The sequence below is a fragment of the Pseudomonas reactans genome (assembly GCF_013387025.1).
In the GTDB taxonomy this organism is placed as follows: domain Bacteria; phylum Pseudomonadota; class Gammaproteobacteria; order Pseudomonadales; family Pseudomonadaceae; genus Aquipseudomonas; species Aquipseudomonas reactans.
Map to the genome: position 1 here is coordinate 313706 of NZ_JACAQP010000007.1, position 23611 is coordinate 337316.

General features: G+C 60.9%; 28 protein-coding genes. 21 read left to right on the plus strand and 7 right to left on the minus strand.

The features are described 5' to 3' along the window. The first annotated feature begins 44 nt into the window (after positions 1-44). The 4 genes from HX793_RS10435 (at position 45) to ada (ending at position 2332) form a co-directional block, all read left to right on the plus strand. Positions 45-347, plus strand: coding sequence for a DUF1883 domain-containing protein (locus HX793_RS10435; RefSeq protein WP_003191319.1), 303 nt, complete (start codon positions 45-47; stop codon positions 345-347). Between the two features lie 25 nt (positions 348-372). After that, positions 373-540 (plus strand): hypothetical protein, encoded by a 168-nt coding sequence (locus HX793_RS10440; RefSeq protein WP_016974793.1) that lies wholly within the window; start codon positions 373-375, stop codon positions 538-540. 4 nt (positions 541-544) lie between these two features. Continuing rightward, the gene (gene alkB / locus HX793_RS10445; RefSeq protein WP_177061999.1) at positions 545-1210 is read left to right on the plus strand and encodes a DNA oxidative demethylase AlkB; all 666 of its coding nucleotides are present in this window, start codon (positions 545-547) and stop codon (positions 1208-1210) included. 75 nt (positions 1211-1285) lie between these two features. Continuing rightward, on the plus strand, positions 1286-2332 hold the full coding sequence (gene ada / locus HX793_RS10450; RefSeq protein WP_177049693.1) for a bifunctional DNA-binding transcriptional regulator/O6-methylguanine-DNA methyltransferase Ada: 1047 nt from the start codon (positions 1286-1288) through the stop codon (positions 2330-2332). Here the strand turns inward: ada and HX793_RS10455 are convergent. Beyond that, positions 2329-2907 carry a CGNR zinc finger domain-containing protein gene (locus tag HX793_RS10455; RefSeq protein WP_177049702.1) on the minus strand — a complete coding sequence of 193 codons (579 nt, stop codon included), beginning with the start codon at positions 2905-2907 and terminating at the stop codon, positions 2329-2331. The genes ada and HX793_RS10455 overlap by 4 nt on opposite strands. A gap of 173 nt (positions 2908-3080) precedes the next feature. On the opposite strand from HX793_RS10455, the gene HX793_RS10460 reads away from it, so the two are divergent. The 8 genes from HX793_RS10460 to HX793_RS10495 all read left to right on the plus strand — a co-directional run bounded on the left by HX793_RS10460 (position 3081) and on the right by HX793_RS10495 (position 11405). Next, on the plus strand, positions 3081-3959 hold the full coding sequence (locus tag HX793_RS10460; protein WP_177049704.1) for an alpha/beta fold hydrolase: 879 nt from the start codon (positions 3081-3083) through the stop codon (positions 3957-3959). A gap of 109 nt (positions 3960-4068) precedes the next feature. After that, a complete protein-coding gene (locus HX793_RS10465; protein WP_016974798.1) occupies positions 4069-5130 on the plus strand; it encodes an NAD(P)H-dependent flavin oxidoreductase in 1062 nt (353 codons plus the stop codon). 113 nt (positions 5131-5243) lie between these two features. After that, positions 5244-6002 carry a molybdate ABC transporter substrate-binding protein gene (gene modA, locus HX793_RS10470; protein WP_177096036.1) on the plus strand — a complete coding sequence of 253 codons (759 nt, stop codon included), beginning with the start codon at positions 5244-5246 and terminating at the stop codon, positions 6000-6002. Continuing rightward, positions 6003-6683, plus strand: a complete 681-nt coding sequence (modB, locus tag HX793_RS10475; RefSeq protein ID WP_016974800.1) for a molybdate ABC transporter permease subunit — start codon at positions 6003-6005, stop codon at positions 6681-6683. It begins immediately after the preceding gene. Positions 6684-6688: 5 nt separating this feature from the next. Continuing rightward, a complete protein-coding gene (modC, locus tag HX793_RS10480) occupies positions 6689-7768 on the plus strand; it encodes a molybdenum ABC transporter ATP-binding protein (protein ID WP_177096181.1) in 1080 nt (359 codons plus the stop codon). 78 nt (positions 7769-7846) lie between these two features. Next, positions 7847-8884: a DNA topoisomerase IB gene (locus HX793_RS10485; protein WP_177049708.1), complete on the plus strand. Its 1038-nt coding sequence runs from the start codon at positions 7847-7849 to the stop codon at positions 8882-8884. Positions 8885-9008: 124 nt separating this feature from the next. After that, positions 9009-10631: an ATP-binding cassette domain-containing protein gene (locus HX793_RS10490; RefSeq protein ID WP_178905508.1), complete on the plus strand. Its 1623-nt coding sequence runs from the start codon at positions 9009-9011 to the stop codon at positions 10629-10631. Positions 10632-10700: 69 nt separating this feature from the next. Then, entirely contained in the window at positions 10701-11405 is a 705-nt protein-coding gene (locus tag HX793_RS10495) for a YoaK family protein (RefSeq protein ID WP_177061990.1), read from the plus strand. A 146-nt stretch (positions 11406-11551) separates the two neighbouring features. Here HX793_RS10495 and HX793_RS10500 read toward each other — a convergent pair whose 3' ends face one another. From HX793_RS10500 to HX793_RS10515, 4 genes are all read right to left on the minus strand, one after another. Beyond that, on the minus strand, positions 11552-11905 hold the full coding sequence (locus tag HX793_RS10500) for a hypothetical protein (RefSeq protein ID WP_061437008.1): 354 nt from the start codon (positions 11903-11905) through the stop codon (positions 11552-11554). Positions 11906-12077: 172 nt separating this feature from the next. Continuing rightward, on the minus strand, positions 12078-12389 hold the full coding sequence (locus HX793_RS10505) for an AzlD domain-containing protein (protein WP_016974806.1): 312 nt from the start codon (positions 12387-12389) through the stop codon (positions 12078-12080). Further along, complete coding sequence (locus HX793_RS10510; RefSeq protein ID WP_038850981.1) at positions 12386-13081, minus strand: AzlC family ABC transporter permease; 696 nt, start codon at positions 13079-13081, stop codon at positions 12386-12388. The genes HX793_RS10505 and HX793_RS10510 overlap by 4 nt, the downstream gene beginning before the upstream one ends. Positions 13082-13152: 71 nt before the next feature. Then, complete coding sequence (locus tag HX793_RS10515) at positions 13153-13368, minus strand: hypothetical protein (protein WP_005788169.1); 216 nt, start codon at positions 13366-13368, stop codon at positions 13153-13155. 177 nt (positions 13369-13545) lie between these two features. On the opposite strand from HX793_RS10515, the gene HX793_RS10520 reads away from it, so the two are divergent. From HX793_RS10520 to HX793_RS10545, 6 genes are all read left to right on the plus strand, one after another. Then, entirely contained in the window at positions 13546-13902 is a 357-nt protein-coding gene (locus HX793_RS10520; RefSeq protein ID WP_033902961.1) for a metalloregulator ArsR/SmtB family transcription factor, read from the plus strand. A 19-nt stretch (positions 13903-13921) separates the two neighbouring features. Further along, positions 13922-15205, plus strand: coding sequence for an arsenic transporter (locus HX793_RS10525; RefSeq protein WP_033902962.1), 1284 nt, complete (start codon positions 13922-13924; stop codon positions 15203-15205). Positions 15206-15218: 13 nt separating this feature from the next. Continuing rightward, complete coding sequence (locus HX793_RS10530; RefSeq protein ID WP_016975790.1) at positions 15219-15689, plus strand: arsenate reductase ArsC; 471 nt, start codon at positions 15219-15221, stop codon at positions 15687-15689. 11 nt (positions 15690-15700) lie between these two features. Then, positions 15701-16387: an arsenical resistance protein ArsH gene (gene arsH / locus HX793_RS10535; RefSeq protein ID WP_016975789.1), complete on the plus strand. Its 687-nt coding sequence runs from the start codon at positions 15701-15703 to the stop codon at positions 16385-16387. A 50-nt stretch (positions 16388-16437) separates the two neighbouring features. Then, a complete protein-coding gene (locus HX793_RS10540; RefSeq protein ID WP_177096041.1) occupies positions 16438-17229 on the plus strand; it encodes an AraC family transcriptional regulator in 792 nt (263 codons plus the stop codon). A gap of 74 nt (positions 17230-17303) precedes the next feature. After that, positions 17304-17915 (plus strand): LysE family transporter, encoded by a 612-nt coding sequence (locus HX793_RS10545; protein ID WP_177096043.1) that lies wholly within the window; start codon positions 17304-17306, stop codon positions 17913-17915. Here the strand turns inward: HX793_RS10545 and HX793_RS10550 are convergent, their stop codons facing one another. Then, positions 17916-19223, minus strand: coding sequence for an MFS transporter (locus HX793_RS10550; RefSeq protein ID WP_177096045.1), 1308 nt, complete (start codon positions 19221-19223; stop codon positions 17916-17918). Positions 19224-19242: 19 nt separating this feature from the next. Then, positions 19243-19509 carry a metal-sensing transcriptional repressor gene (locus tag HX793_RS10555; RefSeq protein WP_016975785.1) on the minus strand — a complete coding sequence of 89 codons (267 nt, stop codon included), beginning with the start codon at positions 19507-19509 and terminating at the stop codon, positions 19243-19245. 431 nt (positions 19510-19940) lie between these two features. Between HX793_RS10555 and HX793_RS10560 the strand changes: the two genes are divergently transcribed. The 3 genes from HX793_RS10560 to HX793_RS10570 all read left to right on the plus strand — a co-directional run bounded on the left by HX793_RS10560 (position 19941) and on the right by HX793_RS10570 (position 23597). After that, positions 19941-20234, plus strand: a complete 294-nt coding sequence (locus tag HX793_RS10560) for a hypothetical protein (RefSeq protein ID WP_016975784.1) — start codon at positions 19941-19943, stop codon at positions 20232-20234. A gap of 235 nt (positions 20235-20469) precedes the next feature. Next, complete coding sequence (gene mgtA, locus HX793_RS10565) at positions 20470-23184, plus strand: magnesium-translocating P-type ATPase (protein WP_177061985.1); 2715 nt, start codon at positions 20470-20472, stop codon at positions 23182-23184. A gap of 65 nt (positions 23185-23249) precedes the next feature. After that, positions 23250-23597: a DUF2493 domain-containing protein gene (locus HX793_RS10570; protein WP_025999705.1), complete on the plus strand. Its 348-nt coding sequence runs from the start codon at positions 23250-23252 to the stop codon at positions 23595-23597. The last annotated feature ends 14 nt before the right edge of the window (positions 23598-23611 follow it).

Below are 23611 nucleotides of genomic sequence, written 5' to 3' on the forward strand. Positions count from 1 at the left end.
ATCATTCTGATTTTTCAGAAAAAGCCCTTCTGGAGTCCCCACCCATGAAATTCATCCACCAGCGTGAGCACCTCAACGAGGGCGATATTGTCGTCATCGAATGCTCGCAGACTTGTAATATCCGTCTGATGAGCGATGCGAATTTTCGCAGCTTCAAGAATGGCGGCCGTCACACCTATCACGGCGGCGCCTTCGACAAGTTCCCCGCCAAAATCACTGCACCGAGCACTGGGTTCTGGAACATCACACTGGACGTGGTCACGCGTCGCGCAATCAGCGTGACCCGCAAACCCGCGCTGTCCCATAAGATCCGCATTGTGCGTCGTACCAGCTCCAAGCTGAGCTGATCCGCACACTTCACAGGAAATAGCCGTGAACACCACTACCAAATACGTGATCAAGTACAAACTCAACGGTGAACGCCGCTTTGAGTTCGCTCAACTGCAGACCAACAGTGTGGAAGAAGCTAAACAAGCCCTGGCGAAAATTCATGATGCCAGTGATGAAATCACCGACATCAATGTGAGCAAGGCGCTGTAAGCCAGTGCCCGGCCCCACCGCTGACCTGTTCGCCGACGACGCGTTGCAACAACCCGCAGGGCGTGAGCAGATTGGCGAACAGTCCTACGTATTACGGGGCTACGCCCTGCCCTGGATCGAGCGCCTTCTGCCGGAGCTGCGGCGGGTGCTGGCTCAATCACCGTTTCGGCAAATGGTCACACCTGGCGGCTTTACCATGTCGGCGGCATTGAGCAGTTGCGGCGACCTGGGCTGGACCACCGACACCTCCGGTTACCGCTACTCCCCGCTTGACCCACGCAGCCAGCAGCCGTGGCCGCAAATGCCAGACATCTTGCGTCAATTGGCTGTACTGGCGGCGGCAGAGGCAGGTTTTGCCGACTTTGCCCCCGACGCCTGCCTGATCAACCGCTATGTACCCGGCGCCAAAATGTCCCTGCACCAGGACAAAAACGAACGCCGATATAGCGAACCGGTTGTGTCAGTGTCGCTTGGCCTGCCGGCGATCTTCCTGTTTGGCGGACATGAGCGCAGTGACAAAACCCGCAAAGTCTCGCTGTTCCATGGCGACGTAGTGGTCTGGGGCGGCGTGGATCGCCTGCGCTTCCACGGGGTGATGCCGATCAAGGAAGGCGTACATCCGGTCATGGGCCCGCAACGAATTAATCTCACGTTTCGCGCCGCCGGCTGATTTGATCGCAAGCTTCAGAGTGCCAGGCGCGCGTGGCGCGATTAATCTGGCCTGGATTCGTCAAGAGTGCCGACCATGACTACCGAACAAGATCCTCGCTGGGCAGCCGTCCTCGCCCGAGACCCCAAGGCCGATACGTTGTTCGTCTACGGTGTGAAAACCACTGGTGTGTACTGCCGCGCCAGTAGCGTTTCGCGTTTGCCACGCCCGGAAAATATCGAGTTCTTCGACACCCCGGCGCAGGCCGAAGCCGCAGGGTATCGCGCCAGCAAACGCGCGACCGCAGACCAAACCCAGTTGGTTGCGCACCACGCGCAACTGGTGGCGGACGCGTGTCGATATATCGAACAGGCTGACACTGCGCCCAGCCTGCATGCGCTGGCAACGCAAGCCAACCTCAGCCCGTTCCACTTTCACCGCGTGTTCAAAGCCGTCACCGGCCTGACGCCCAAGGGCTACGCCACCGCGCACCGTTCCCGCAAGGTCCGCGATGGGCTCAAAGGTAAGCACTCGGTGACGGACGCGTTGTATGACGCTGGCTTCAACTCCAACAGCCGCTTTTATGAGTCGGCTGACCAGCTTCTCGGCATGAAACCCAGCGACTACAAAGCCGGAGGGACTAACTCGGCGATCTTGTTCGCTGTCGGGCAGTGCTCGCTGGGGGCGATTCTGGTGGCACAAAGTGCCCGTGGCGTGTGCGCGATTCTGCTGGGGGACGACCCTGACAAGCTGGTACGCGATCTTCAGGATCAATTTCCCAAGGCGGAGCTGGTCGGCGCCGACCAGCGCTTCGAGCAATTGGTCGCGCAGGTCGTGGGCTTTATCGAAGCGCCTGCGCTCGGCCTGGACCTGCCCCTGGATCTGCGCGGCACCGCATTTCAGGAGCGGGTGTGGCAAGCCTTGCGCGATATTCCAGCGGGAAGCACGGCCAGCTACGCGCAGATTGCTGAGCGAATCGGCGCGCCGAAGTCATTCCGTGCGGTGGCTCAGGCCTGTGGCGCGAACAGCATCGCGGTGGCGATCCCCTGTCACCGGGTGGTGCGCAGTAATGGCGAGCTCTCAGGCTACCGCTGGGGTGTGGAACGCAAACAGCAGTTGCTGGAGCGGGAAAACAAGGCTTAACCCAGCTTGCGCTTGCGAAACTCGGCGACCTTATGACGGTTGCCACACAGCGCCATGCTGCACCAACGACGTTTATGAGCCTTGGTGCGGTCGTAGAACCACAACACGCATTCGGGATGTTCGCAGGTGCGGATCAGGTTGAAATCACCATCCACCAGCAAACGTGCTGCGGCTTCAGCAATCATCGAGAGAAATTGCTCCGGGGTTTGCAGTTTGCGCTGACGCTCAACGCGTAACTCACCCGATGTCGGCCAAGCCAACTGCGGATGGCTGACGGCCTTGCGCAAAAAGCCATTCAGCGCGGCAGGATCGCCCTGCGCTCCCTCCTTGCGCGCTTCCAGCAACACACGGATCACCTCGCGCAGCTCCCGGCCCACCCGGAGCAATGCGCCCGGTTCAAACACAGGCACCTGCCCCTCCTTTACCCACTCCAGGCGCACCAGCCAGCGCTCGACGTCGGCATCGGACTGCCAGAAATCATGAGGTTGCGCATCGATATTGGCGCGCGTGTTGAGCATGTCCAACACCGGGTCATCGGCGAGTACATAAGGCTCAAGCGTAGCTGGGATAGTCATGGTCATTCCTCTTCAGGGCGTCGACATAGTAACCGCTATCTAGGCAGATGGATAGTTACAAGAAACGAATATGAAACCGTTATAAATAGTTTAACAGGTTACGTTTTTCGGCGCAGCTTTTGAAAACGGTAACCCGTATATGAACCCAATCAAGTTACAAAGGCGACTTCATCATGACCCTTCCAACCTCCATCGTTCACTACCGCCATGTCGATGCCGACGGCGTGCGCATGTTCTACCGCGAAGCCGGCGACCCCTCGGCGCCGATCATCTTGCTGCTGCACGGCTTCCCCAGTTCGTCGCATATGTACCGCGACCTGATCCCCTTGCTCGCCACTCGCTTTCGGGTGATCGCGCCGGATTTGCCGGGTTTCGGTTTTACCGAGGTACCGGCTGAACGCGACTACCCCTACAGCTTCGATAACCTGGCGATCACCGTCGGACATTTTGTCGATGCGCTGGAATTGACGCGTTACGCGCTGTACGTCTTCGACTATGGCGCACCGGTAGGTCTACGCCTGGCAGTGGCGCACCCGGAACGGGTCAGCGCGCTGATCTCGCAAAACGGTAACGCCTACCTGGAAGGTCTGGGGGACGCCTGGGCACCGATTCGCGCCTATTGGGCCGAACCAAGCCAGGCCAATCGCGAGGTGATCCGCAACGCGGTGATCAGCCTGGAAGGCACGCGCTACCAGTACCTGCACGGCGTGAATCAACCCGAGTTGGTGGCACCGGAGTCCTACATGCTCGACGTACTGCTCATGCAACGGCCCGGCAACGACGAGATCCAGTTGGACCTGTTCCTCGACTACCGCAACAACCTGAAGCTGTACCCGGCGTTCCAGGCCTTCTTCAAGGCCAAGCAAGTGCCAACACTGGTGATCTGGGGCCAGAACGATCCGTTCTTCATCCCGCCGGGTGCACACGCCTATCAAACCGACAACCCGAACGCCGTGGTGGAACTGCTCGACACCGGCCACTTCGCCCTGGAAACCCATGCGGCCCATATCGCCGAGCGGATTCACGCGGTGCTGGGAGACGCCATCAACTAATGGCACATCACGAAACGTGCCGTTCGTCCAGTGAATAAAACAGAGTGGCCGGGTGTCATGGGCCCTGTTAAAACAGGGCAACGCCTCACTAACGCTGGAGAGACATCCCATGAGCACCTGGCCAGACACCCGCATTATCGACCTGCTGGGGATCGAACTGCCCATCATCCAGGCGCCCATGGCCGTGGGCACCACCACGGCCATGGTCATCGAGGCCAATAAAGCTGGCGCGCTGGGTTCGTTACCGGCGGCCGCACTGAGTCTTGCGCAACTGCGCGAAGCACTGACCGCGATCCGTGAGGCCAGCCCACGCCCGATCAACGTCAACTTCTTCTGCCATCAACCGCCAGCCCCCGACGCCGCGCGCGATCGGCGCTGGAAGGAGCTGCTGGAACCCTACTACCGTGAACTGGGTGCCGATTTTGAGGCGCCGACGCCTGTGTCCAACCGTGAACCGTTTAATGAAGCGGCGTGTCAAGTCATCGAAGAATTCCGTCCCGAAGTCGTCAGTTTTCACTTCGGCCTGCCAGAAAAGGCCCTGTTGGATCGGGTAAAAGCCACGGGTGCGAAAGTGCTGTCCTCGGCCACCACTGTGGAAGAAGCAATCTGGCTGGAACAGCACGGCTGCGACGCGATCATCGCCATGGGCAGTGAAGCGGGCGGGCATCGTGGCTTGTTTCTCACCGATGACCTCAATACCCAGATCGGCCTGTTCGCCCTGCTGCCGCAAGTGGTCGACGCCGTCAGCGTGCCGGTGATTGCCGCCGGGGGGATCGGCGATGCACGCGGGATTGTCGCGGCCTTTGCCCTGGGCGCTTCGGCGGTACAGATCGGCACGGCTTACCTGTTTACGCCTGAAGCCAATGTCACGCCTTCGCACCACCACGCACTGCGCCATGCCCAGGCCAGCGAAACCGCGCTGACCAACCTGTTCACCGGCCGCCCTGCCCGAGGCATCGTCAACCGCGTGATGCGTGAGTTGGGCGCAATCAACCCAGCCGCCCCGGCCTTCCCCACCTCCGGCGGCGCGTTGATACCGCTCAAGGCCAAGGATGAAGCGGGTTTCAGTAACCTATGGTCCGGCCAGGCACTTCGCCTGGGCAAAGACACCACCACCTATGAGTTGACGCGTGAACTGGCGCAGCAGGCGCTGGCCAAACTCAACCCATAGAACCTGTGGCAACTTTGCACTGTACCGGCAATGGCCAACCGCTATATATTCCCATACATAGCGGTTAAGCCTTCTACCTATAACAAGCCGTACACCCTCAAAGGAGCTGCTTCATGACGATTCACGCCTCACGCCTGGCCATCCTGGTCGCTGCCCTCGCCTTCGGCTCGGCCCACGCCGATGAAGTCCAGGTGGCCGTCGCCGCCAACTTCACCGCACCGATCCAGGCGATTGCCGCCGATTTCGAAAAAGACACCCGCCACAAACTGGTCGCAGCCTACGGTGCCACCGGCCAGTTCTACACCCAGATCAAGAATGGCGCGCCGTTCGAAGTGTTCCTGAGCGCCGACGACACTACCCCGCAAAAACTTGAAACCGAAGGTGACACCGTCAAAGGCTCGCGCTTCACCTACGCCGTCGGCACCCTGGCGTTGTGGTCGGCCAAGGAAGGTTACGTCGACGCCAAAGGTGAAGTGTTGAAGAAGAACGAATTCAAGCACCTGTCGATCGCCAACCCGAAAGCCGCGCCTTACGGCCTCGCCGCCACCCAAGTGCTGGCCAAGGAAGGGCTGACCGAGAAGGTCAAAGACAAGATCGTCGAAGGCCAGAACATCACTCAGGCCTACCAGTTCGTGTCCACCGGCAACGCTGAACTGGGCTTCGTGGCCTTGTCGCAGATCTACAAAGACGGCAAAGTCACCAGCGGTTCGGCGTGGATCGTTCCCGCCGCCATGCATGACCCCATCAAACAGGACGCGGTGATCCTCAACAAGGGCAAGGACAGTGCTGCTGCCAAGGCATTGGTTGACTACCTCAAGGGGCCTAAAGCCGCGGCCGTCATCAAGTCCTATGGTTACGAGCTGGCCAAGTAAATGCCGTTATCGAGTGCCGATTTTTCCGCGATCTGGTTGACCATCAAACTGGCGTCACTGACTACCGTGATCCTGCTGATCATCGGCACTCCGATAGCCCTGTGGTTGTCGCGCACCCGATCCTGGTGGCGCGGCCCCATTGGTGCCATCGTCGCTCTGCCGTTGGTGTTGCCACCGACGGTGATCGGTTTTTACCTGCTGTTGACCATGGGCCCCAATGGCTACTTCGGCCAGTTCACCCAATGGCTGGGCCTGGGCACCCTCACCTTCAGCTTCGCCGGGCTGGTCATTGGCTCGGTGATCTATTCCATGCCGTTTGTGGTGCAGCCGTTGCAAAACGCCTTCTCCGCCATCGGCACACGCCCGCTGGAAGTGGCCGCGACCTTGCGTGCCAATCCTTGGGACACGTTTTTCACGGTGATTTTGCCCTTGGCACGGCCAGGGTTTATCACCGCCTCCATTCTGGGTTTTGCGCACACCGTCGGTGAATTCGGCGTGGTGCTCATGATCGGCGGCAATATCCCGGACAAGACACGAGTGGTGTCCGTACAGATCTACGACCATGTGGAAGCCATGGAGTATGCCCAGGCCCACTGGCTGGCCGGCTCGATGGTGGTATTTGCGTTCCTGGTGTTGCTGGCGCTGTATTCCAGCCGCAAAACCAAGATGGGCTGGAGCTGATGTCGATGATTGATGTGCGCCTGAAACTTGAGTACTCGGGCTTTGCCCTGGATGTGGACTTGCACTTGCCCGGTCGCGGTGTGACGGCGCTGTATGGGCATTCCGGCTCCGGCAAGACCACTTGCCTGCGTTGCATCGCCGGGCTGGAGCGCGCCGAAGACGGTTTTATCCAGATCAATGATGAAGTCTGGCAAGACAGCCGAAACGGATTGTTCGTGCCGCCGCATAAACGCGCGCTGGGCTACGTGTTTCAGGAGGCCAGCCTGTTCCCGCACCTGTCAGTGCGGGCCAACCTGGAGTTCGGCCTCAAGCGCATTCCCCGTCAGCAACGCCGTGTCGACATGGCCCATGCTACCGAGTTACTCGGTATCGGCCACTTGCTGGATCGCCATCCCCAGCACCTTTCCGGCGGTGAGCGCCAGCGCATCGGCATCGCCCGCGCCTTGCTCACCAGCCCCAGCCTGTTGTTGATGGACGAGCCCCTGGCCGCCCTCGACAGCCAGCGCAAAAGCGAGATCCTGCCGTACCTCGAACGCCTGCACGATGAACTGGATATTCCGGTGCTGTATGTCAGCCATGCCCAGGATGAAGTGGCGCGCCTGGCCGATCACATCGTCTTGCTCAGCGACGGCAAGGCTCTGGCCAGCGGCCCCATCGGCGAAACGCTGGCGCGGCTCGACCTGCCCCTGGCGCTGGGCGACGATGCCGGCGTGGTGATCAACGGCAGCGTCAGTGCCTATGACGATCACTATCAGTTGCTCACCCTGCAACTGCCCGCCAGCGCCTTGCACATGCGTGTAGCCCATGCGCCGTTGGCCGTGGGCAAAGCGTTGCGTATCAAGGTGCAGGCGCGGGATGTGAGCCTCAGCCTGCAAGCGGAGGAACACAGCAGCATCCTCAACCGCCTGCCGGTGACGGTCACGCAAGAGATTTCGGCAGACAACAGCGCGCATGTGCTGGTGCGCCTGGACGCGGGTGGTACGCCATTGCTGGCGCGCATCACGCGGTTCTCCCGCGACCAGTTGCAACTGCACCCCGGTCAGAGTCTGTGGGCACAGATCAAGGCGGTCGCGGTGTTGGCGTGAGCAACCTTTTGGCACGACCGCACACCGCTGCGGTCCATCAGACATACCGGCCTGATTTGTTGCCAAGGAACCCGCCCCATGTCCGACTCTGCGCTGCCCCGCGACCTGCATTACGTTGACGACACCCAGCCCGGCATCCGCCGCAAGACGCTGCGCGGCAAGTTCCAGTATGTCGACCCCAAGGGCGAACGCATCACGGATGCCGACGAGATCAAGCGCCTTAATGCCCTCGCCGTCCCGCCGGCCTACACCGATGTGTGGATCTGCGCCGACCCGCGCGGCCATCTGCAAGCTACCGGCCGCGATGCCCGTGGCCGCAAGCAATACCGTTATCACCCGCGCTGGCGCGAAGTGCGCGACACCGACAAGTACTCGCGGCTGCAGGAATTTGGCACTGCACTGCCGAAATTGCGCAAACAGCTCGAAGCGCAAATAGCCGAGCCCGGATTTACCCGCGAAAAGGTGCTGGCCACCGTGGTAACGCTGCTCGACGCTACGCTGATCCGCGTCGGTAATACCCAGTACGCCCGCGACAACAAGTCCTATGGATTGACCACCCTGCGCACCCGCCACGTGGATGTCAAAGGCAGCGAAATCAAGTTCCAGTTTCGCGGCAAGAGCGGCGTCGAGCACCAAATCAGCGTTAAAGACCGGCGACTGGCGACAGTGGTCAAACGCTGCCTGGAATTGCCGGGCCAGAACCTGTTCCAGTACCTGGATGAAGATGGCGAGCGGCACACCGTCAGCTCCCAAGACGTTAATGACTACCTGCACAAACTCACCGGCGCCGACTTCACCGCCAAGGATTATCGCACTTGGGCCGGCACCGCGATGGCGCTGGCCGTGTTGCGGGAACTGGAGTGGCAGCCCGAGTCCGATGCCAAAAGGCATGTGGTAGCGATGGTCAAGGATGTCGCCAAGCAGTTGGGCAACACCCCAGCGGTGTGCCGCAAGTGCTACATCCACCCTGCCGTGCTGGAGCATTTCAGCCTCGGCGAACTCTCCAAGTTGCCCAAGCCGCGCCTACGCAAAGGGCTCAAGGCCGAAGAAGTAGCCCTGGCGATGTTCCTGGAGCAACTGGCGGCAGACTTGCCGAAAAAAGCCAAGACGGGTTAGGCTTTGCCTCCCTTCTGATCCGCAGGACGACCGCCGACGTGAACCACTAAGCCTTCCAAAATGTATCTGCAACGAGCCGCCTGGCGCGCTTGTTGGCCTGTCCGACATTTTTTTGGAGGTGCTGATGACTGACGTCAACCGGCTGCCCGTCCTTGTTTCCCTGCAACACCTGAGCTTCCAGTTCGCCAATGGCGAAACCCTGCTGGATGACTTGACCTTGTCCATCGATCACACACCTACCGGCATTGTGGGGCGCAATGGTCGAGGTAAAAGCATTCTGGCCCGCTTGATCGCTGGGCTGCTGGCGCCCTCCTCTGGCTCACTGAATGGCCCAGGCCGAGTGATCTACGTTGCCCAGAGCATCGCGGTTACGCCAGGGGAAACGGTCGCCGATCTCACCGGCAGCGCAGAGATATTGGCTGCCCTTGAGCGCATGACCCGAGGCGCCGCACAGGTCGAAGACCTGGAATTGATCGACGACCGCTGGGACCTGGCTGAGCGTTTGCGCACGGCCCTGGATGGCGCAGGGCTGTCGCACCTGTCTTTTGATACCCGAGCCGACCAACTCAGCGGCGGCCAGTTGGCCAGGGTCGCGATCATCGGCGCACTGCTGGCCGCGCCGCCGCTGCTGGTGCTCGATGAACCCACCAACCACCTCGACAGCGATGGCCGCGCTTGGCTGCTGCGTGTGCTCAGCACTTGGCGGGGTGGCCTGGTGGTGGTCAGCCATGATCGGCAATTGCTCAATGCCATGGCGCGCATCATTGAACTGTCACCCCTCGGCGTAAACGTCTATGGCGGCAACTACGATGCCTACCGCCTGCAGCGCGATGCCGAACAACAGGCCGCCATCGCCGCGCTCGACCATGCACGCCTGGAGCGCAGCCGCGAACGGCGGCGCCTGCAAAAAGACCACGACAGCCTGCAACGCAACGCCGCGCGCTCACGCAAGCATGCGGAAACCGCCAACGTCGACCGTTTTACCAAGGCGCGCTGGAAAGGCGCCGCCACCGAAATCGTCAGCACCGTACGCAGCGCGCATTGGCAACATAAACACGAACTGGATGCCCAGGTGCGCCAGGCTTATGAACGGGTCGAAGATGAATCGCCGACCTTGTTGGCATTGCCCGCATCAGCGGTGCCCAACGGGCGACAGGTGCTGTCGTTGGTAGACGCACAGTTACCGTGGCTGCCGTCGACCTGCCTGAATGTGCATCTTACAGGTCCGGTGCGCGTCGCCGTGCGTGGGCCGAACGGCTGCGGCAAGTCCACGTTGCTGAAGGTACTGGCCGGTCAATGGCAGGTCGTCGCGGGTGAATGCAGGGTGCATCTGCCCTGCGCCTACATTGATCAGCACCTTGCGCTGCTGGACGATCAGCGCTCCATCGTCGAGCAACTCAACCTGTTCGACACTCCCTTGGCCGAAGCCGAATTGCGTACACGCCTGGCCTTGCTGCAACTGGATGCCTTGCGCGTCACCCAACCCACCGGGCAACTCAGCGGTGGCGAACGCTTGAAGGCCGCGATGGCAATTGCCTTGTGGCGCGAAGTGCCGGCGCAACTGCTGTTACTGGACGAGCCCACCAACCATTTGGACCTGGAGTCGGTGATGGCTTTCGAGCAGGCGCTGCAAGGTTTCAACGGGGCGATGCTGGTGGTCTCCCATGACGCGGCGTTCATTCAATCGATCAAGCCCACCCATTTCCTGGATTGGCACGACACAGGTTGGTCCCTGGAGCCTGTCTGAGGTCATTGCACCGGCGCGTAAAGCGTCCTACGGTAGTGGCCGGATAATCTCACCGAGGAACCCGGCCCTATGCTGCCTTCGCCCCGCAAGCCTTACGCCAATGCTGCACTCGCCCACCGGCAACGCTGGCGTGGCCGGGTCGGGCTGATGCTGGTGGCCAGTCTGTCAGTGCTGGCGGGGATGACCGATGCCATCGGCTTCATGGCGAGCGGTGACTTCGTTTCGTTCATGAGTGGCAACACCACGCGTCTGGCGGTGGCGATCAGCGCGGGTGATCTTGGGCTGACCGGGCGACTGTTGTTGCTGGTCGCGACATTCGTGGTCGGCAACGCGTTGGGGGTGGTGGTCAGTCGAATGAGCCGTCGCCACGCCTTGCCGTTGCTGCTGTGTATTGCAGCGTTGTTGTGCGGCGCGGCATGGCTGCCTTTCGCGGATACGCTGCCCGCGCTGCTGGCGGCGATCATTGCGATGGGCATGCTGAATGCGGCTGTGGAAGAGGTCAACGGACTCCCCGTAGGGCTGACTTACGTCACTGGCGCGCTGTCACGCTTTGGTCGTGGGCTCGGACGCTGGGTGCTCGGAGAGCGACGCAGTGGCTGGCGCGTGCAGTTGATCCCATGGGCCGGCATGTTCGTGGGCGCGGTGATTGGCGCATTGCTGGAGCAGCAGATGGGCTTGAAGGCGCTGATGGTCAGCGGCGTGCTGGCGGGGTTGTTGGGGTTGGTATCACTGAAGATCCCCCGTCGCTGGCACCTGGGTTACATGCCGCGTTGAAGAAAAGGAAGGATGCTCGCCCGACGTTTAAGCCTCGACGTCCGTGTACTGGTAAAGAGCCATCATGTCGGGCGAGCGGGTGAATCATAAGCTAATGCCCGGCGGCTGTCGTGCCAGGCATTTCCTAAATCGACTAAGGCAATGGATTACAGGCAGGTCGCGAGTGCGGCCAAACGACGCTTGGCGGGCATGTTGTCTTCTGCGGCGTAGTACTTGATAGAAGAACCGGCCCCCGCGCTTTGCACGTCAACGAAGTAGTCGCCAGCAGTGGTGTAGACCGTGTAACCACCCGCCGCGATCGGCTCTTTGAAGCCGCCGGCATCAACGCCGAACACGCTTTCGTCCTGCCAGCCGAACTGCACGCATTCGGCAACGACCAGGGTTGCCTTGTCCGAAGCCAGGGTCTTGTAGGGCGTGCCTGCGCGCGCTTCTTTCATCTTCGAACCCGCGCAACCGGCCAGGGCCGCCAGTACCAGTGCGCCAATTACCACCTTGTGCATGCCATTGCTCCGTTGGAAAAAAACGCGACTGTACCATTGCCGCGGGCTCGACTGACGGCTGCATAAACTTTGTTTCACTGTAAAGGGAGAAGGCGCGGCCTATAGTGGCCACGCTCATTTTTAGAAGTCTCCCTTCGGCCCGCCCTCCCGCGGGCTTTTTTTCGCCTGGGCTTTAGAGCAACCAGCGGAACAGATAGAACAACGCCATGCTCAGCAACACGGTGACCAGCACATTGCGCGTCCAGAACATCAGCGCCACTGCGCTGATACCCGCCAGCAGATAGGGGTTGGCCGGGCTCAGGTTCAGATGATGATCCGCTAGGAAAATGATCGGCCCGCAAATCGCCGTGAGCATGCCCGGCACGGCAAACCCAAGAAACTCCCGTGCGCCCCGGTTCAGGCGCACCGGCAGGCGCGGCTCGATAAACAGGTAGCGGTTGAGAAAGACCGCCAGGCCCATTATCACAATCATCAGGAAGATCATGGCTGCCCTACTCCCAGTCGCTTGCAGGCATAACCCGCGCTCATGCCCAGCAAGCCTGACACCACCACCGCCGATTCCCAATGCAGGAAGCTCAGCCACACCGAAAACAACAACGATACGGCCACGCAAACCACCGTGGGTATGTCACGCACCACCGGCGTGATCAACGCGATAAAGGTGGCGGCAATGGAAAACTCCAGGCCGAGTTGGTCGAGGCCGGGGATGCTTTTGCCGAGCACGATGCCCGCGAGGGTGAACAGGTTCCAGGCGATATAAAACGTCAGCCCGACGCCCAGGGCATACCAGCGGTTGAACGTCTCGCGGTCATAGTGGCTGACCAGGGCGAAGAATTCGTCGGTCAACAAAAAGCCCAGGCTGATGCGCCAGCGGGTCTTGAGGGGCGAAAGGATCGGCCGCAGATGCATGCCATACAGCAGATGCTGGGAGGTCAGCAGCAAGGTGGTCAGCACGATGGAAATCAGGCTGGCGCCACTCTTGACCATGCCAATGGCGACCAGTTGCGCCGCACCGGCAAACACGATGGCGGATAAGCCTTGGGCTTCCAGCGGGCTGAATTGCGCATCGATGGCCATGGAGCCGGCCAGCAGACCCCAAGGCGCGCAGGCCAGGGACAAGGGAATAACGGCAATGGCGCCGCGAGCGAAGGCGTAATGAGGTAAGGCGGTAGGCATGGAAACGGCTCATCGACAGACAGTCGACAAGCATGCCAGCGCAATAAGGGGCTTGTCTTGAACGATCTTGCTCAGGCGAGCCTGACCGACACCTGCTCCACCGAATCACGCGCTTCGCGCAACTCATAGGCATCCTGATTGAGCCGGTGAATCGTATTGAGCAGGCGCTGGCGCAGCACTTCATCGCCGAGTTTTTCGACGGCGCGCATCAGGTCGAACGCGGCGGTTTCGTTATTTTCCGCGACGGAATCGAGGGTCTTGCGCAGGTTGCGAGTGGCACGGGTCACGCGGGGTCTTCCTTCATCAGCAATGGGCAGGCACTTTAGGACATTCGTGTTTCATTTTAATTTCAAACACTTGTGGCGGATTTCAAGGCATTTGATCCATATCAATTGAAACAGGGTTTGACTGATACATATGGAAATACGTATATTCGGATAACCATATATTCAAAGGCCTTGGCCATGTCGGACTCCCTCTCCCCGCCCACCCTCTTCAAATGCCTGGCCGATGCCACCCGCGCACGCCTGACGTTACTGATCCTGCGTGAAGGCGAACTTTGCGTGTGCGAACTGATCCATGCCTTGGATGACAGCCAGCCGAAAATCTCCCGCCACCTGGCGCAACTGCGCAGTTGCGGATTGCTGCAGGACCGTCGTCAGGGCCAATGGATCTACTACCGCATCAACCCAGCGTTGCCCGAGTGGGTGACGCAGGTGCTGCACACCACCCTGCAAGCCAACCAGCCATGGTTGCACAGCGACGCACAGCGTCTGGATGCAATGGGCGACAGACCACAACGGGCCAGCACCTGCTGCTGAGCCATCGGAGCCTTTATTCATGCTTGTCGCAATTGCCATTTTTATTTTCACCATCGTCCTGGTCATCTGGCAGCCCAAAGGTTTGGGAGTTGGCTGGAGCGCCACGATGGGCGCGATCCTGGCCCTGGCCTGCGGCGTGATCAGCCTGGCTGATATTCCCGTGGTGTGGCACATCATCTGGAATGCCACCGGGACCTTTGTCGCGCTGATCATCATCAGCCTGTTGCTTGACGAAGCCGGCTTCTTCGCCTGGACTGCACTCCACGTCGCACGCTGGGGCCGTGGACGTGGCCGACGCTTGTTTGCCTATATGGTGCTGCTCGGCGCCCTGGTCTCGGCGCTGTTCGCCAACGACGGCGCGGCACTGATCCTCACACCCATCGTAATGTCGATGCTGCTGGCGCTGCGCTTTTCCCCGGCGGCGACCCTGGCGTTCGTCATGGGCGCGGGCTTTATCGCCGACACGGCGAGCCTGCCGCTGGTGGTGTCGAACCTGGTTAATATCGTCTCGGCGGATTACTTCAAGATCGGCTTCAACGAATACGCCGCCGTGATGGTGCCGGTGAACTTCGTCAGCGTCGCGGCCACGCTGGCGGTGCTGCTGTGGTTCTTCCGCCGTGATATCCCGCAGACGTACGACCCCGCCGACCTCGCAGATCCTGCCAGTGCCATCCACGACCGCGCGACTTTCCGTGCCGGCTGGTGGGTGCTGGGCATCCTGTTGGTAGGTTGCTTTGCCCTGGAACCACTGGGCATTCCGATCAGCGCGATTTCCGCCGTGTGCGCCGTGCTCCTGTTGGTGATCGCCGCCAAGGGCCACAAGATCTCCACGCGTAAAGTGCTCAAAGAAGCACCGTGGCAGATCGTGATCTTTTCCCTCGGCATGTACCTGGTGGTCTACGGCCTGCGCAATGCCGGCCTCACCACCTACCTGGCCACCTGGCTCGACACCTTCGCCACTTACGGCGTCTGGGGCGCGGCCATGGGCACCGGCGTGCTGACGGCGCTGCTGTCTTCGGCAATGAACAACCTGCCGACGGTGTTGATCGGCGCGCTGTCCATCGAGTCCAGCCATGCCGTGGGCGTGGTCAAGGACGCGATGATCTACGCCAACGTGATCGGCAGCGACCTGGGCCCGAAAATCACCCCCATCGGCAGCCTCGCCACCTTGCTGTGGCTGCACATCCTGGCGCGCAAGGGCATCACCATCACCTGGGGCTACTACTTCAAGGTCGGCATTGTGCTGACCCTGCCGGTGCTGTTGATCACCCTCGCCGCCCTTGCCTTACGCCTGAGTATCTAAAGGAGATCGTTCCATGAAAGTCCTGTTCATGTGTACCGCCAACAGCTGCCGCAGCATCTTGTCCGAAGCGATGTTCAACCACCTGGCGCCGGAAGGTTTCGAGGCGATCAGCTCCGGCAGCTTTCCCAAGGGCCAGGTCCTGCCGCGCAGCCTGAGCACCTTGCAGGCCGCCGGTATCAGCACCGAAGGCTTGTACAGCAAAGGCAACGACGCGTTCGAAGGCAGCCCGCCGGACGTGGTGATTACCGTGTGCGACAAGGCGGCCGGCGAAGCGTGCCCGGTGTATTTCGGGCCAGCGGTGAAGGCGCACTGGGGGTTGGAAGACCCATCGGACGTACAGGGCGACGACGCGAGCGTGCAGGCGGCATTCGATGCCACGCTGAAGACCATTGCCACTCGCTGCAGGGCGTTTTTCATTCTGCCGTTTGCCGAGCTCAGCCCAACTGAACTCAAGGCAGAACTCGCTCGAATTGCCGAGCTGTAATCGGAGGCCCCATGACCACCCTGCCCAACCTGGACCTGTCCCTGTTCCCGTCAAAACCGGATGGCTCGGCCCAACCACCGCGCATCCTGCTGCTTTACGGCTCGACCCGGGAGCGCTCGTTCAGCCGCCTGCTGGTGGAAGAAGCCGCACGCCTGTTGCAGCACTTCGGCGCGCAAACGCGCATCTTCAACCCCAGCGGTTTGCCACTGCCCGACGATGCGCCGCGTGACCACCCCAAAGTCCAGGAACTGCTGGAACTGATGCAGTGGTCCGAAGGCCAGGTGTGGTGCTCGCCCGAGCGCCACGGCTCGATGTCAGCGGTGTTCAAGGCACAGCTCGACTGGGTGCCGCTGGCCCTTGGCGCGGTGCGTCCGACCCAAGGCAAAACCCTGGCGGTGATGCAAGTGTCCGGCGGCTCGCAATCGTTCAACACGGTAAACCAGTTGCGCGTGCTGGGGCGCTGGATGCGCATGTTCACCATCCCCAATCAATCCTCGGTGCCCAAGGCCTTCATGGAGTTCGATGATCAGGACCGCATGAAACCTTCCGCCCTGTACGACCGTGTGGTCGACGTGATGGAGGAACTGGTGAAGTTCACCCTGCTGCTGCGCGAGCGCCCCGACCTGGTGGACCGCTATTCCGAGCGCAAGGAAAGCGCCGACGAACTCTCGCACCGCGTCAATCAACGGTCGATCTGAGCCTGCCTGCCAGCGTATGCTCGTGCCTGTCTCCTGACTGAGTTGAATCGATGAGCGCCGTGCGACACTCCTGGCTGGGCCACTATGAAATCAGCAGCACCGCCTGCACCGGCCTGACCTTTGCCCGCCATAGCCATGATGAATGCGTGATCGGCGTGAACCTGCTGGGCGAAGAGAAAGTCTGGCTAGACCGTCGGGAATTCGACGCCGGGCCCGGCTCCATCACCTTGTACAACCCCGGCCAGATTCAGGGCGGCGGCGCAGCGGACGGCGCGCCCTGGCACTTTGTGAGCCTGTACGCCACGGCGGATCAATTGGCCACGGACCTTGGGCTGGGGCATTTGGAGTTTGATCGTTCGCTGTGCTTCCAACCCGACCTTGCGCTGCGACTGGCCGTAGCGATCAAGGGTGCATTGAGTACCGATTCACTGGTTCGCGAACTGAATGAAGAGGCGTTGGTGCTGCTGTTGGGGGAAGTGGTGAATATCAGCGGTGTGCGCCTGCCAGGCAGCACCGGCACCGGCAAGCCTCTGATCAGTCGCGCCCAGGAACTGCTTGCCGAGCAACTGGATCAACCCTTGACGCTGAACCACCTTGGCGCTGAGGTGGGCCTCTCCAAATTCCACCTGCTGCGCGCCTTCCAGAAAGAAACCGGGCTGACGCCCCGCGAGTGGGCCATGCAGTTGCGCACGCGCCGCGCCAAGGGGCTATTGCGCAACGGCATGGCCGCTTCCGACGTCGCTCATCACCTGGGCTTTGCCGATCAAAGCCACCTCAACCGGCACTTCCGCTCCGCCTACGGCATCACGCCGGGTCTTTATCAAAACGCTGTTAAACGCTGAACAGCGCAATCTGGTCCAAGACACCTCCTCGGCTCATCCTCACACTGCCTGCCATCTCTTGAAGGAATGTGGGCATGCTGACGATCTTCTTTTACGCAGTGGTATTCGGTTTTGTGTTCTGCCTCTCCCCCGGGGCTGTGCTGGCGGAAACCCTGCGCCGTGGCCTGCTGCATGGCTTCACACCGGCCCTGTTGGTGCAATTTGGCTCACTGGTGGGCGATGCGGTGTGGGCGGTGATCGGCCTGACCGGCATCGCCCTGCTGGTCCAGCATGATGCCGTGCGCGTGCCATTGACGGTGGTGTGTGCGTTGTACCTGGCCTGGCTCGGCATTCGCAGCCTGATCGACGCCTGGCACCTGCCGCAGGCAGATAGCGCGCCCGCCAGCACCCGACAAAACGCACTGGCCACCGGGGCGGCGATCTCCCTGGCCAACCCGAAGAATATTGTCTATTGGGGCGCGCTGGGCAGCGCACTGTCAGGCATTGTCGGCACCACGCCCAGCCACGGGCAGACGCTGATGTTCTTTGCCGGGTTCATGCTGGCGTCAGTGCTGTCCTGCTTTCTGCTCGCGGGGCTGGTCAACCTGTTGCGCCAGAACGCCTCGCCCACCTGGCAGCGCATCAGCTATGCCGCCTGTGGGCTGGTGCTGATCTATCTGGCGATATTGGCCGCGCAAGGCATTTGATCAGGCTGGCCAGCGGCGATGCAGGTCATCGATGACGTAGGCGTGCCCGTGCATTCCCGCTTTATGGCGTGCCAAGTGCGGATGACCCACGGGCAGATCAGGGTGTTCATGCACCACCGCAGGTTGCTCATGTTCTGGCCGCCAGAGGCTGGCGCAGGCGATCAGTGCCAAGGTCGCCACAAACCCCAGGCTGGCAAATGTCTGCGACATTCCGACGTTGGCACTGAGCCAGCCGGCCAGCGGGTAAGTCAGCAGCCAGCAGATGTGCGACAACGCGAATTGCGCAGCAAACAACGCAGGCCGGTCTTCGGCATGAGCGGAGCGACGCAACAGGCGTCCGCCCGGGGTCTGCACCAGGGAATAACCCAGGCCCAGCACCCACCACAACAGCAGCATTTGTCGGTAATCCGACAGGTAGACACCCACGCTGAGCCCCATGATCAGCAAGCCGCCGCCTGAAATCATCGCGGCGCGATCACTGAGCCGCGCCAGCACCCTCGGCAACACCAGCGCTGCCATCATCGAACCCGCCCCGAACGCGGCCAGCGCAAACGCCGTGAAGCGTTGCGGCAGGGCAAACCCCGACTGTACCAGCACCACACTGTTGACGATGACCATCGCACTCGCGGCCGCCACCGCCAGGTTGAGCGCGAGCAAACCGCGCAAACGCGGGGTCGCCAGGAAAATCCGCAGACCACGGGTGGTGCGGTCATAGATACCCCGCCGCACCGCCGCCCTGGCCTGCGGCAGCAGCACCGAAGACACCAGCAGCGCCGAGATCAAAAAGCCCGCTGACGTCCCGGCAAACAAGCTATGAAAGCTGATGATGCTCAGCAACATCGCCGCGAGTATTGGGCTGATCACGCTTTCCATGTCGTACGCCAGGCGCGCGAGGGACAGCGCCTTGGTGTACTGCGCCTCATCGGGGAGGATCTCGGGAATGGTCGCTTGAAAGGTCGGCGTAAATGCCGCCGAGGCTGACTGCAGCACAAAAATCAGCAGATAGACCTGCCAGATCTCCGTGACAAACGGCAACGCCAAGGCGACCAAGGCGCGGATCAGGTCCAGGCTCACCAGCATCGCCCGGCGTGGCAAACGCTCGGCAAAGGCTGCCGCCACCGGCGCAACGCCGATATAGGCCGCCATCTTGATCGCCAACGCCGTGCCCAGCACGGTACCGGCTTGATCACCCGCCAGGTCGAATGCCAGCAGCCCCAGGGCCACCGTGGTCAAGCCGGTGCCGATCAGCGCAATAATCTGGGCGAAGAACAGGCGCCGGTACGTCTTGTTTCTGAGCACATCGAACATGGGAATCTCCCCTCGCGGCCTACAGGTATTTGGTCAGTTGCTTGAGTTCGGCCAACGAGGCCTGGCCATCCAGCGTCACGCTGCCTTCCAGGCAATGGTCGATATGGTCCTGGATCAGCGTGCGCTTGGCCTGGCAGATGGCTTTCTCCACCGCGTGCAATTGCTGGGCGATATCCACACAGGGACGCTGCGCCTCGATCATGCTGGTGATGCTGCGCAAATGACCTTCGGCACGCTTGAGGCGTTTGACGATGGCTTCGTGGGTTTGGTGAACATGTTCGCTCATTGAAAGGCTCCTTCGACGGTGCGCCGATCGTATCCCCCCAGGGAGGATGCAGGCAAGCCCGTTCATCTCCTTCGCGGAGAATAGATACCCACACACTCGAAACCCTGACTAAGTGTAAGTACCTGAAGAAATGAAACAGCCCTTCTGTCTGAACAAACTCTGAACTTGTAATGAATTAATACATTAAACGTTGACATCCTGCAGCGTCGTGAGTAGATTGCCCGTGCCTGCAACTGGGGCCTTTTTTAAACCTCACAAAAGAAGCCAATGGACACAGTATCTAGTCGCTGTCCGAGCACCGCTTACGCGGGCATCGGGCGCCAAACCCAGAATATGACAGGACTCGCCTCCCCGGTCCGGTAAGCTGCGCTAGAGCTCGATGCTCCACCGTAACTGCCTCGCCGGTCGCCTGTCCGGTCCCGAGGTGTGTTATGACCTTCCAAGCCCTTGTTTTGCCTGATGTACGCACACTAGCGGCCGCCCTGCGCGCCAAACTGTGCCGTGAGCCTGTAGGCTTTTCCCCTACCCGCTCAGCGTTTGCTGCACCCTCCCCTCAAGTGCGCCCAGCCTACCCGCTGGCGCATTGGCGTATCTGCCCGGAAAGCGGCCAACTGGTGCAGCACTGGGATCACGCCGACCCTCAAGACCCGCAGAGACCCAAGGTTTCCAGCCTGGCACAGGCCAGCTTGATGCTCGGTCTTTATGTGAGCGCTCGCGCCGCCTGACCCGGCTGGAAACAGCAACTTCCTGATCCATGTTCTGGAGTTCTTTATGAACACGTCCAGTAGTAGCCCGCTGCGCGCTAGTTAACTAACGCGCTGTTAGCGGGCACTGTAGAAGTTATGTGAACACCTTATTTAAACCGATCGCGAAGTTAGCGACTCGGCATGCTTTCGCTCGCCTGTCTTCAGGTAAGTACCGGGTATGTTTTGTCGAAAATTGGCGACAGGAGTACAGACAATGAGCGCCGTAAAAAACACGCCTCTGCACAAAAAGAATGGCACCGACGCCGACACCAAACTGTCGATGCGTGCCGCCCGCGAAGCCCAGAACGGACTGTCGGCCACCTTGGCGAACGTACGTGCCACCCAGGACGGCTTGACCGAACTGGACGCCTCCGCTCGCCTGCAGCGCGAAGGCTACAATGAAGTCGCCCACGACAAGCCACCTCACGCCATCGTCCAGTTCCTGCACGCACTGAACAACCCGTTCATTTATGTGCTGTTGACCCTAGGCGGCATCAGCTTCTTCACCGACTGCTGGCTGCCGATGCAGGAAGGCGAAGACGCTGACCCGACCAAAGTGATCATCATCATGACCATGGTGATGCTCAGCAGCCTGTTGCGCTTCTGGCAGGAACACCGTTCGGCCAAATCTGCCGAAGCCCTGAAAGCCATGGTACGCACCACGGCCACCGTGTTGCGCCGTGAGCAGGTAGGTTCGCAACCCACCCTGCGCGAAGTGCCGATGCGCGAGCTGGTGGCTGGCGATATCGTGCAGCTGTCGGCCGGCGACATGATCCCGGCGGACATCCGCTTGATCGAATCCCGCGACCTGTTCATCAGCCAGGCCGTGCTGACCGGCGAAGCCTTGCCGGTGGAAAAGTACGACACCTTGGGTAACGTCACGCAGAAATCCGCCGGACCGGTGGTGGCCGACCAGGGCAACCTGCTGGACCTGCCGAACATCTGCTTCATGGGCACCAACGTGGTCAGTGGTCGCGCCAAAGCCGTGGTGGTCGCCACCGGGCCGCGCACTTACTTTGGCTCCCTGGCCAAGGCGATTGTCGGCTCTCGTGTACAAACCGCGTTCGATCGCGGGGTGAACAGCGTCAGCTGGTTGCTGATCCGCTTCATGCTGGTGATGGTGCCGATCGTCTTCCTGCTCAACGGCTTCTCCAAGGGCGACTGGGGCGATGCGTTCCTGTTTGCCCTGGCGGTGGCCGTCGGCCTCACTCCGGAAATGCTGCCGATGATCGTCAGCGCCAACCTGGCCAAGGGCGCCACCGCCATGGCCAAGCGCAAAGTGGTGGTCAAGCGCCTCAACGCGATCCAGAACTTCGGTTCGATGGACGTGCTGTGCACCGACAAGACCGGCACCCTGACCCAGGACAAGATCATCCTCGAACATCACGTCAACGCCTTTGGCCAACGTGACGATGCCGTGCTGTCCCTGGCCTGGCTCAACAGCCATCACCAGAGCGGCATGAAGAACCTGATGGACCAGGCGGTGGTGGAATTCTCGGAGCAGAACCCGAAGTTCAAGAAACCGTTCGCCTACAGCAAGGTCGATGAGTTGCCGTTCGACTTTGTCCGCCGTCGCCTGTCGATCGTGGTCAAGGATGCCGCCGACGACCAACTGCTGGTGTGCAAAGGCGCTGTGGAAGAGATGCTGAGCATTTCCACCCACGTCATGGAGGCCGGTGCCGCCGTGCCGCTGGATGATCGTCGCCGTGAAGAGCTGCTGGCGATTGCCAACGACTACAACGAAGACGGGTTCCGTGTGCTGGTGGTCGCCACCCGCCACATCCCTAAATCCATGGCGCGCCAGCAGTACACCACCGCCGATGAGCGCAACCTGGTGATCCAGGGTTTCCTGACCTTCCTTGATCCACCGAAGGAAACCGCAGGCCCTGCAATTGCTGCACTGCAACAGATCGGCGTGGCGATCAAGGTGCTGACCGGCGACAACGCCGTGGTCACCAGCAAGATTTGCCGTCAGGTCGGTCTCGATCCAGGCCAGCCGCTGCTGGGGGCTGAAATCGAAGCCATGGACGACGCCACCCTGCTGCGCCGTGTGGAAGAGCGTACCGTGTTCGCCAAGCTCACACCGCTGCAGAAGTCCCGCGTGCTCAAGGCGCTGCAAGCCAACGGACACACTGTGGGTTTCCTCGGTGATGGGATCAACGATGCACCGGCACTGCGCGACGCCGACGTGGGTATCTCGGTCGACACGGCCACCGATATCGCCAAGGAATCGGCCGACATCATCCTGCTGGAAAAGAGCCTGATGGTGCTGGAAGAAGGCGTGCTCAAGGGCCGCGAAACCTTCGGCAACATCATGAAGTACCTGAACATGACCGCCAGCTCCAACTTCGGCAACGTGTTCTCGGTGCTGGTGGCCAGTGCGTTCATTCCGTTCCTGCCGATGCTGTCGATCCACCTGCTGCTGCAGAACCTGATGTACGACATCTCCCAGCTGGCCTTGCCGTGGGACAAGATGGACAAGGAGTACCTGGCCAAGCCGCGTAAGTGGGATGCGAAGAACATCGGCCGGTTCATGATCTGGATCGGGCCGACCTCGTCGATCTTCGACATCACCACCTTTGCGCTGATGTGGTTCGTGTTCGCCGCCAACAGTGTGGAAGTGCAGACCCTGTTCCAGTCCGGCTGGTTCATCGAGGGGCTGCTCTCGCAAACCCTGGTCGTGCACATGCTACGGACCCGCAAGATCCCATTCTTCCAGAGCACTGCCGCCTGGCCGGTGTTGATGATGACCTGCGTGGTGATCGTGCTGGGGATCTACGTGCCGTTCTCGCCACTGGGCACCCTGGTGGGCCTGCAACCGCTGCCGCTGGCGTACTTCCCATGGCTGGTGGGCACCCTGCTCAGCTACTGCTGCGTGGCCCAACTGATGAAGACGATCTACATCCGCCGCTTCAAGCAGTGGTACTGATCTCCCCCGCCGTTTAAACGGTGGCGGTCGCCCGGCCGCCACCGTGCAACACAAGGAATCACCTTATGCGCGTCTTGATCTGTGCAGGTCGTCATTACGCCGACACCAAAATGTCCCGCCAAGTGCTGGACGCTTACCACCGCCTGCGCCCGGTGCAGGTATTGATCCACGGCGGCAACCAATTCCTCGGCAGCGACGTCGAGGAATGGGCACGGGAATTGGGCATCGACGTGGTGCGCTACCCGCCCAACTGGCAACGCCACGGCAAGCAGGCGGAACGCCAGCGCAACCATTTCATGCTGACTGACAGCCGCCCAGACGTGGTCATCGCCCTGCCCGGCGGGGACGACACCTCTGAGCTGGTCTGCCAGGCCAAAGCCAGCGGCATTTCGGTGCTGACCGTAGAAAGCTGAATTCATGCGAGGTG

What these genes read in the sequence shown, in the direction of transcription:
- HX793_RS10435 (WP_003191319.1), top strand. Translation starts at nt 45, where the DNA reads ATGAAATTCATCCACCAGCGTGAGCACCTCAACGAGGGCGATATTGTC.
- ada (WP_177049693.1), top strand. Translation starts at nt 1,286, where the DNA reads ATGACTACCGAACAAGATCCTCGCTGGGCAGCCGTCCTCGCCCGAGAC.
- HX793_RS10455 (WP_177049702.1), bottom strand. Translation starts at nt 2,907, where the DNA reads ATGACTATCCCAGCTACGCTTGAGCCTTATGTACTCGCCGATGACCCG.
- HX793_RS10460 (WP_177049704.1), top strand. Translation starts at nt 3,081, where the DNA reads ATGACCCTTCCAACCTCCATCGTTCACTACCGCCATGTCGATGCCGAC.
- HX793_RS10465 (WP_016974798.1), top strand. Translation starts at nt 4,069, where the DNA reads ATGAGCACCTGGCCAGACACCCGCATTATCGACCTGCTGGGGATCGAA.
- modA (WP_177096036.1), top strand. Translation starts at nt 5,244, where the DNA reads ATGACGATTCACGCCTCACGCCTGGCCATCCTGGTCGCTGCCCTCGCC.
- modB (WP_016974800.1), top strand. Translation starts at nt 6,003, where the DNA reads ATGCCGTTATCGAGTGCCGATTTTTCCGCGATCTGGTTGACCATCAAA.
- modC (WP_177096181.1), top strand. Translation starts at nt 6,689, where the DNA reads ATGATTGATGTGCGCCTGAAACTTGAGTACTCGGGCTTTGCCCTGGAT.
- HX793_RS10485 (WP_177049708.1), top strand. Translation starts at nt 7,847, where the DNA reads ATGTCCGACTCTGCGCTGCCCCGCGACCTGCATTACGTTGACGACACC.
- HX793_RS10490 (WP_178905508.1), top strand. Translation starts at nt 9,009, where the DNA reads ATGACTGACGTCAACCGGCTGCCCGTCCTTGTTTCCCTGCAACACCTG.
- HX793_RS10495 (WP_177061990.1), top strand. Translation starts at nt 10,701, where the DNA reads ATGCTGCCTTCGCCCCGCAAGCCTTACGCCAATGCTGCACTCGCCCAC.
- HX793_RS10500 (WP_061437008.1), bottom strand. Translation starts at nt 11,905, where the DNA reads ATGCACAAGGTGGTAATTGGCGCACTGGTACTGGCGGCCCTGGCCGGT.
- HX793_RS10505 (WP_016974806.1), bottom strand. Translation starts at nt 12,389, where the DNA reads ATGATCTTCCTGATGATTGTGATAATGGGCCTGGCGGTCTTTCTCAAC.
- HX793_RS10510 (WP_038850981.1), bottom strand. Translation starts at nt 13,081, where the DNA reads ATGCCTACCGCCTTACCTCATTACGCCTTCGCTCGCGGCGCCATTGCC.
- HX793_RS10520 (WP_033902961.1), top strand. Translation starts at nt 13,546, where the DNA reads ATGTCGGACTCCCTCTCCCCGCCCACCCTCTTCAAATGCCTGGCCGAT.
- HX793_RS10525 (WP_033902962.1), top strand. Translation starts at nt 13,922, where the DNA reads ATGCTTGTCGCAATTGCCATTTTTATTTTCACCATCGTCCTGGTCATC.
- HX793_RS10530 (WP_016975790.1), top strand. Translation starts at nt 15,219, where the DNA reads ATGAAAGTCCTGTTCATGTGTACCGCCAACAGCTGCCGCAGCATCTTG.
- arsH (WP_016975789.1), top strand. Translation starts at nt 15,701, where the DNA reads ATGACCACCCTGCCCAACCTGGACCTGTCCCTGTTCCCGTCAAAACCG.
- HX793_RS10540 (WP_177096041.1), top strand. Translation starts at nt 16,438, where the DNA reads ATGAGCGCCGTGCGACACTCCTGGCTGGGCCACTATGAAATCAGCAGC.
- HX793_RS10545 (WP_177096043.1), top strand. Translation starts at nt 17,304, where the DNA reads ATGCTGACGATCTTCTTTTACGCAGTGGTATTCGGTTTTGTGTTCTGC.
- HX793_RS10550 (WP_177096045.1), bottom strand. Translation starts at nt 19,223, where the DNA reads ATGTTCGATGTGCTCAGAAACAAGACGTACCGGCGCCTGTTCTTCGCC.
- HX793_RS10555 (WP_016975785.1), bottom strand. Translation starts at nt 19,509, where the DNA reads ATGAGCGAACATGTTCACCAAACCCACGAAGCCATCGTCAAACGCCTC.
- HX793_RS10560 (WP_016975784.1), top strand. Translation starts at nt 19,941, where the DNA reads ATGACCTTCCAAGCCCTTGTTTTGCCTGATGTACGCACACTAGCGGCC.
- mgtA (WP_177061985.1), top strand. Translation starts at nt 20,470, where the DNA reads ATGAGCGCCGTAAAAAACACGCCTCTGCACAAAAAGAATGGCACCGAC.
- HX793_RS10570 (WP_025999705.1), top strand. Translation starts at nt 23,250, where the DNA reads ATGCGCGTCTTGATCTGTGCAGGTCGTCATTACGCCGACACCAAAATG.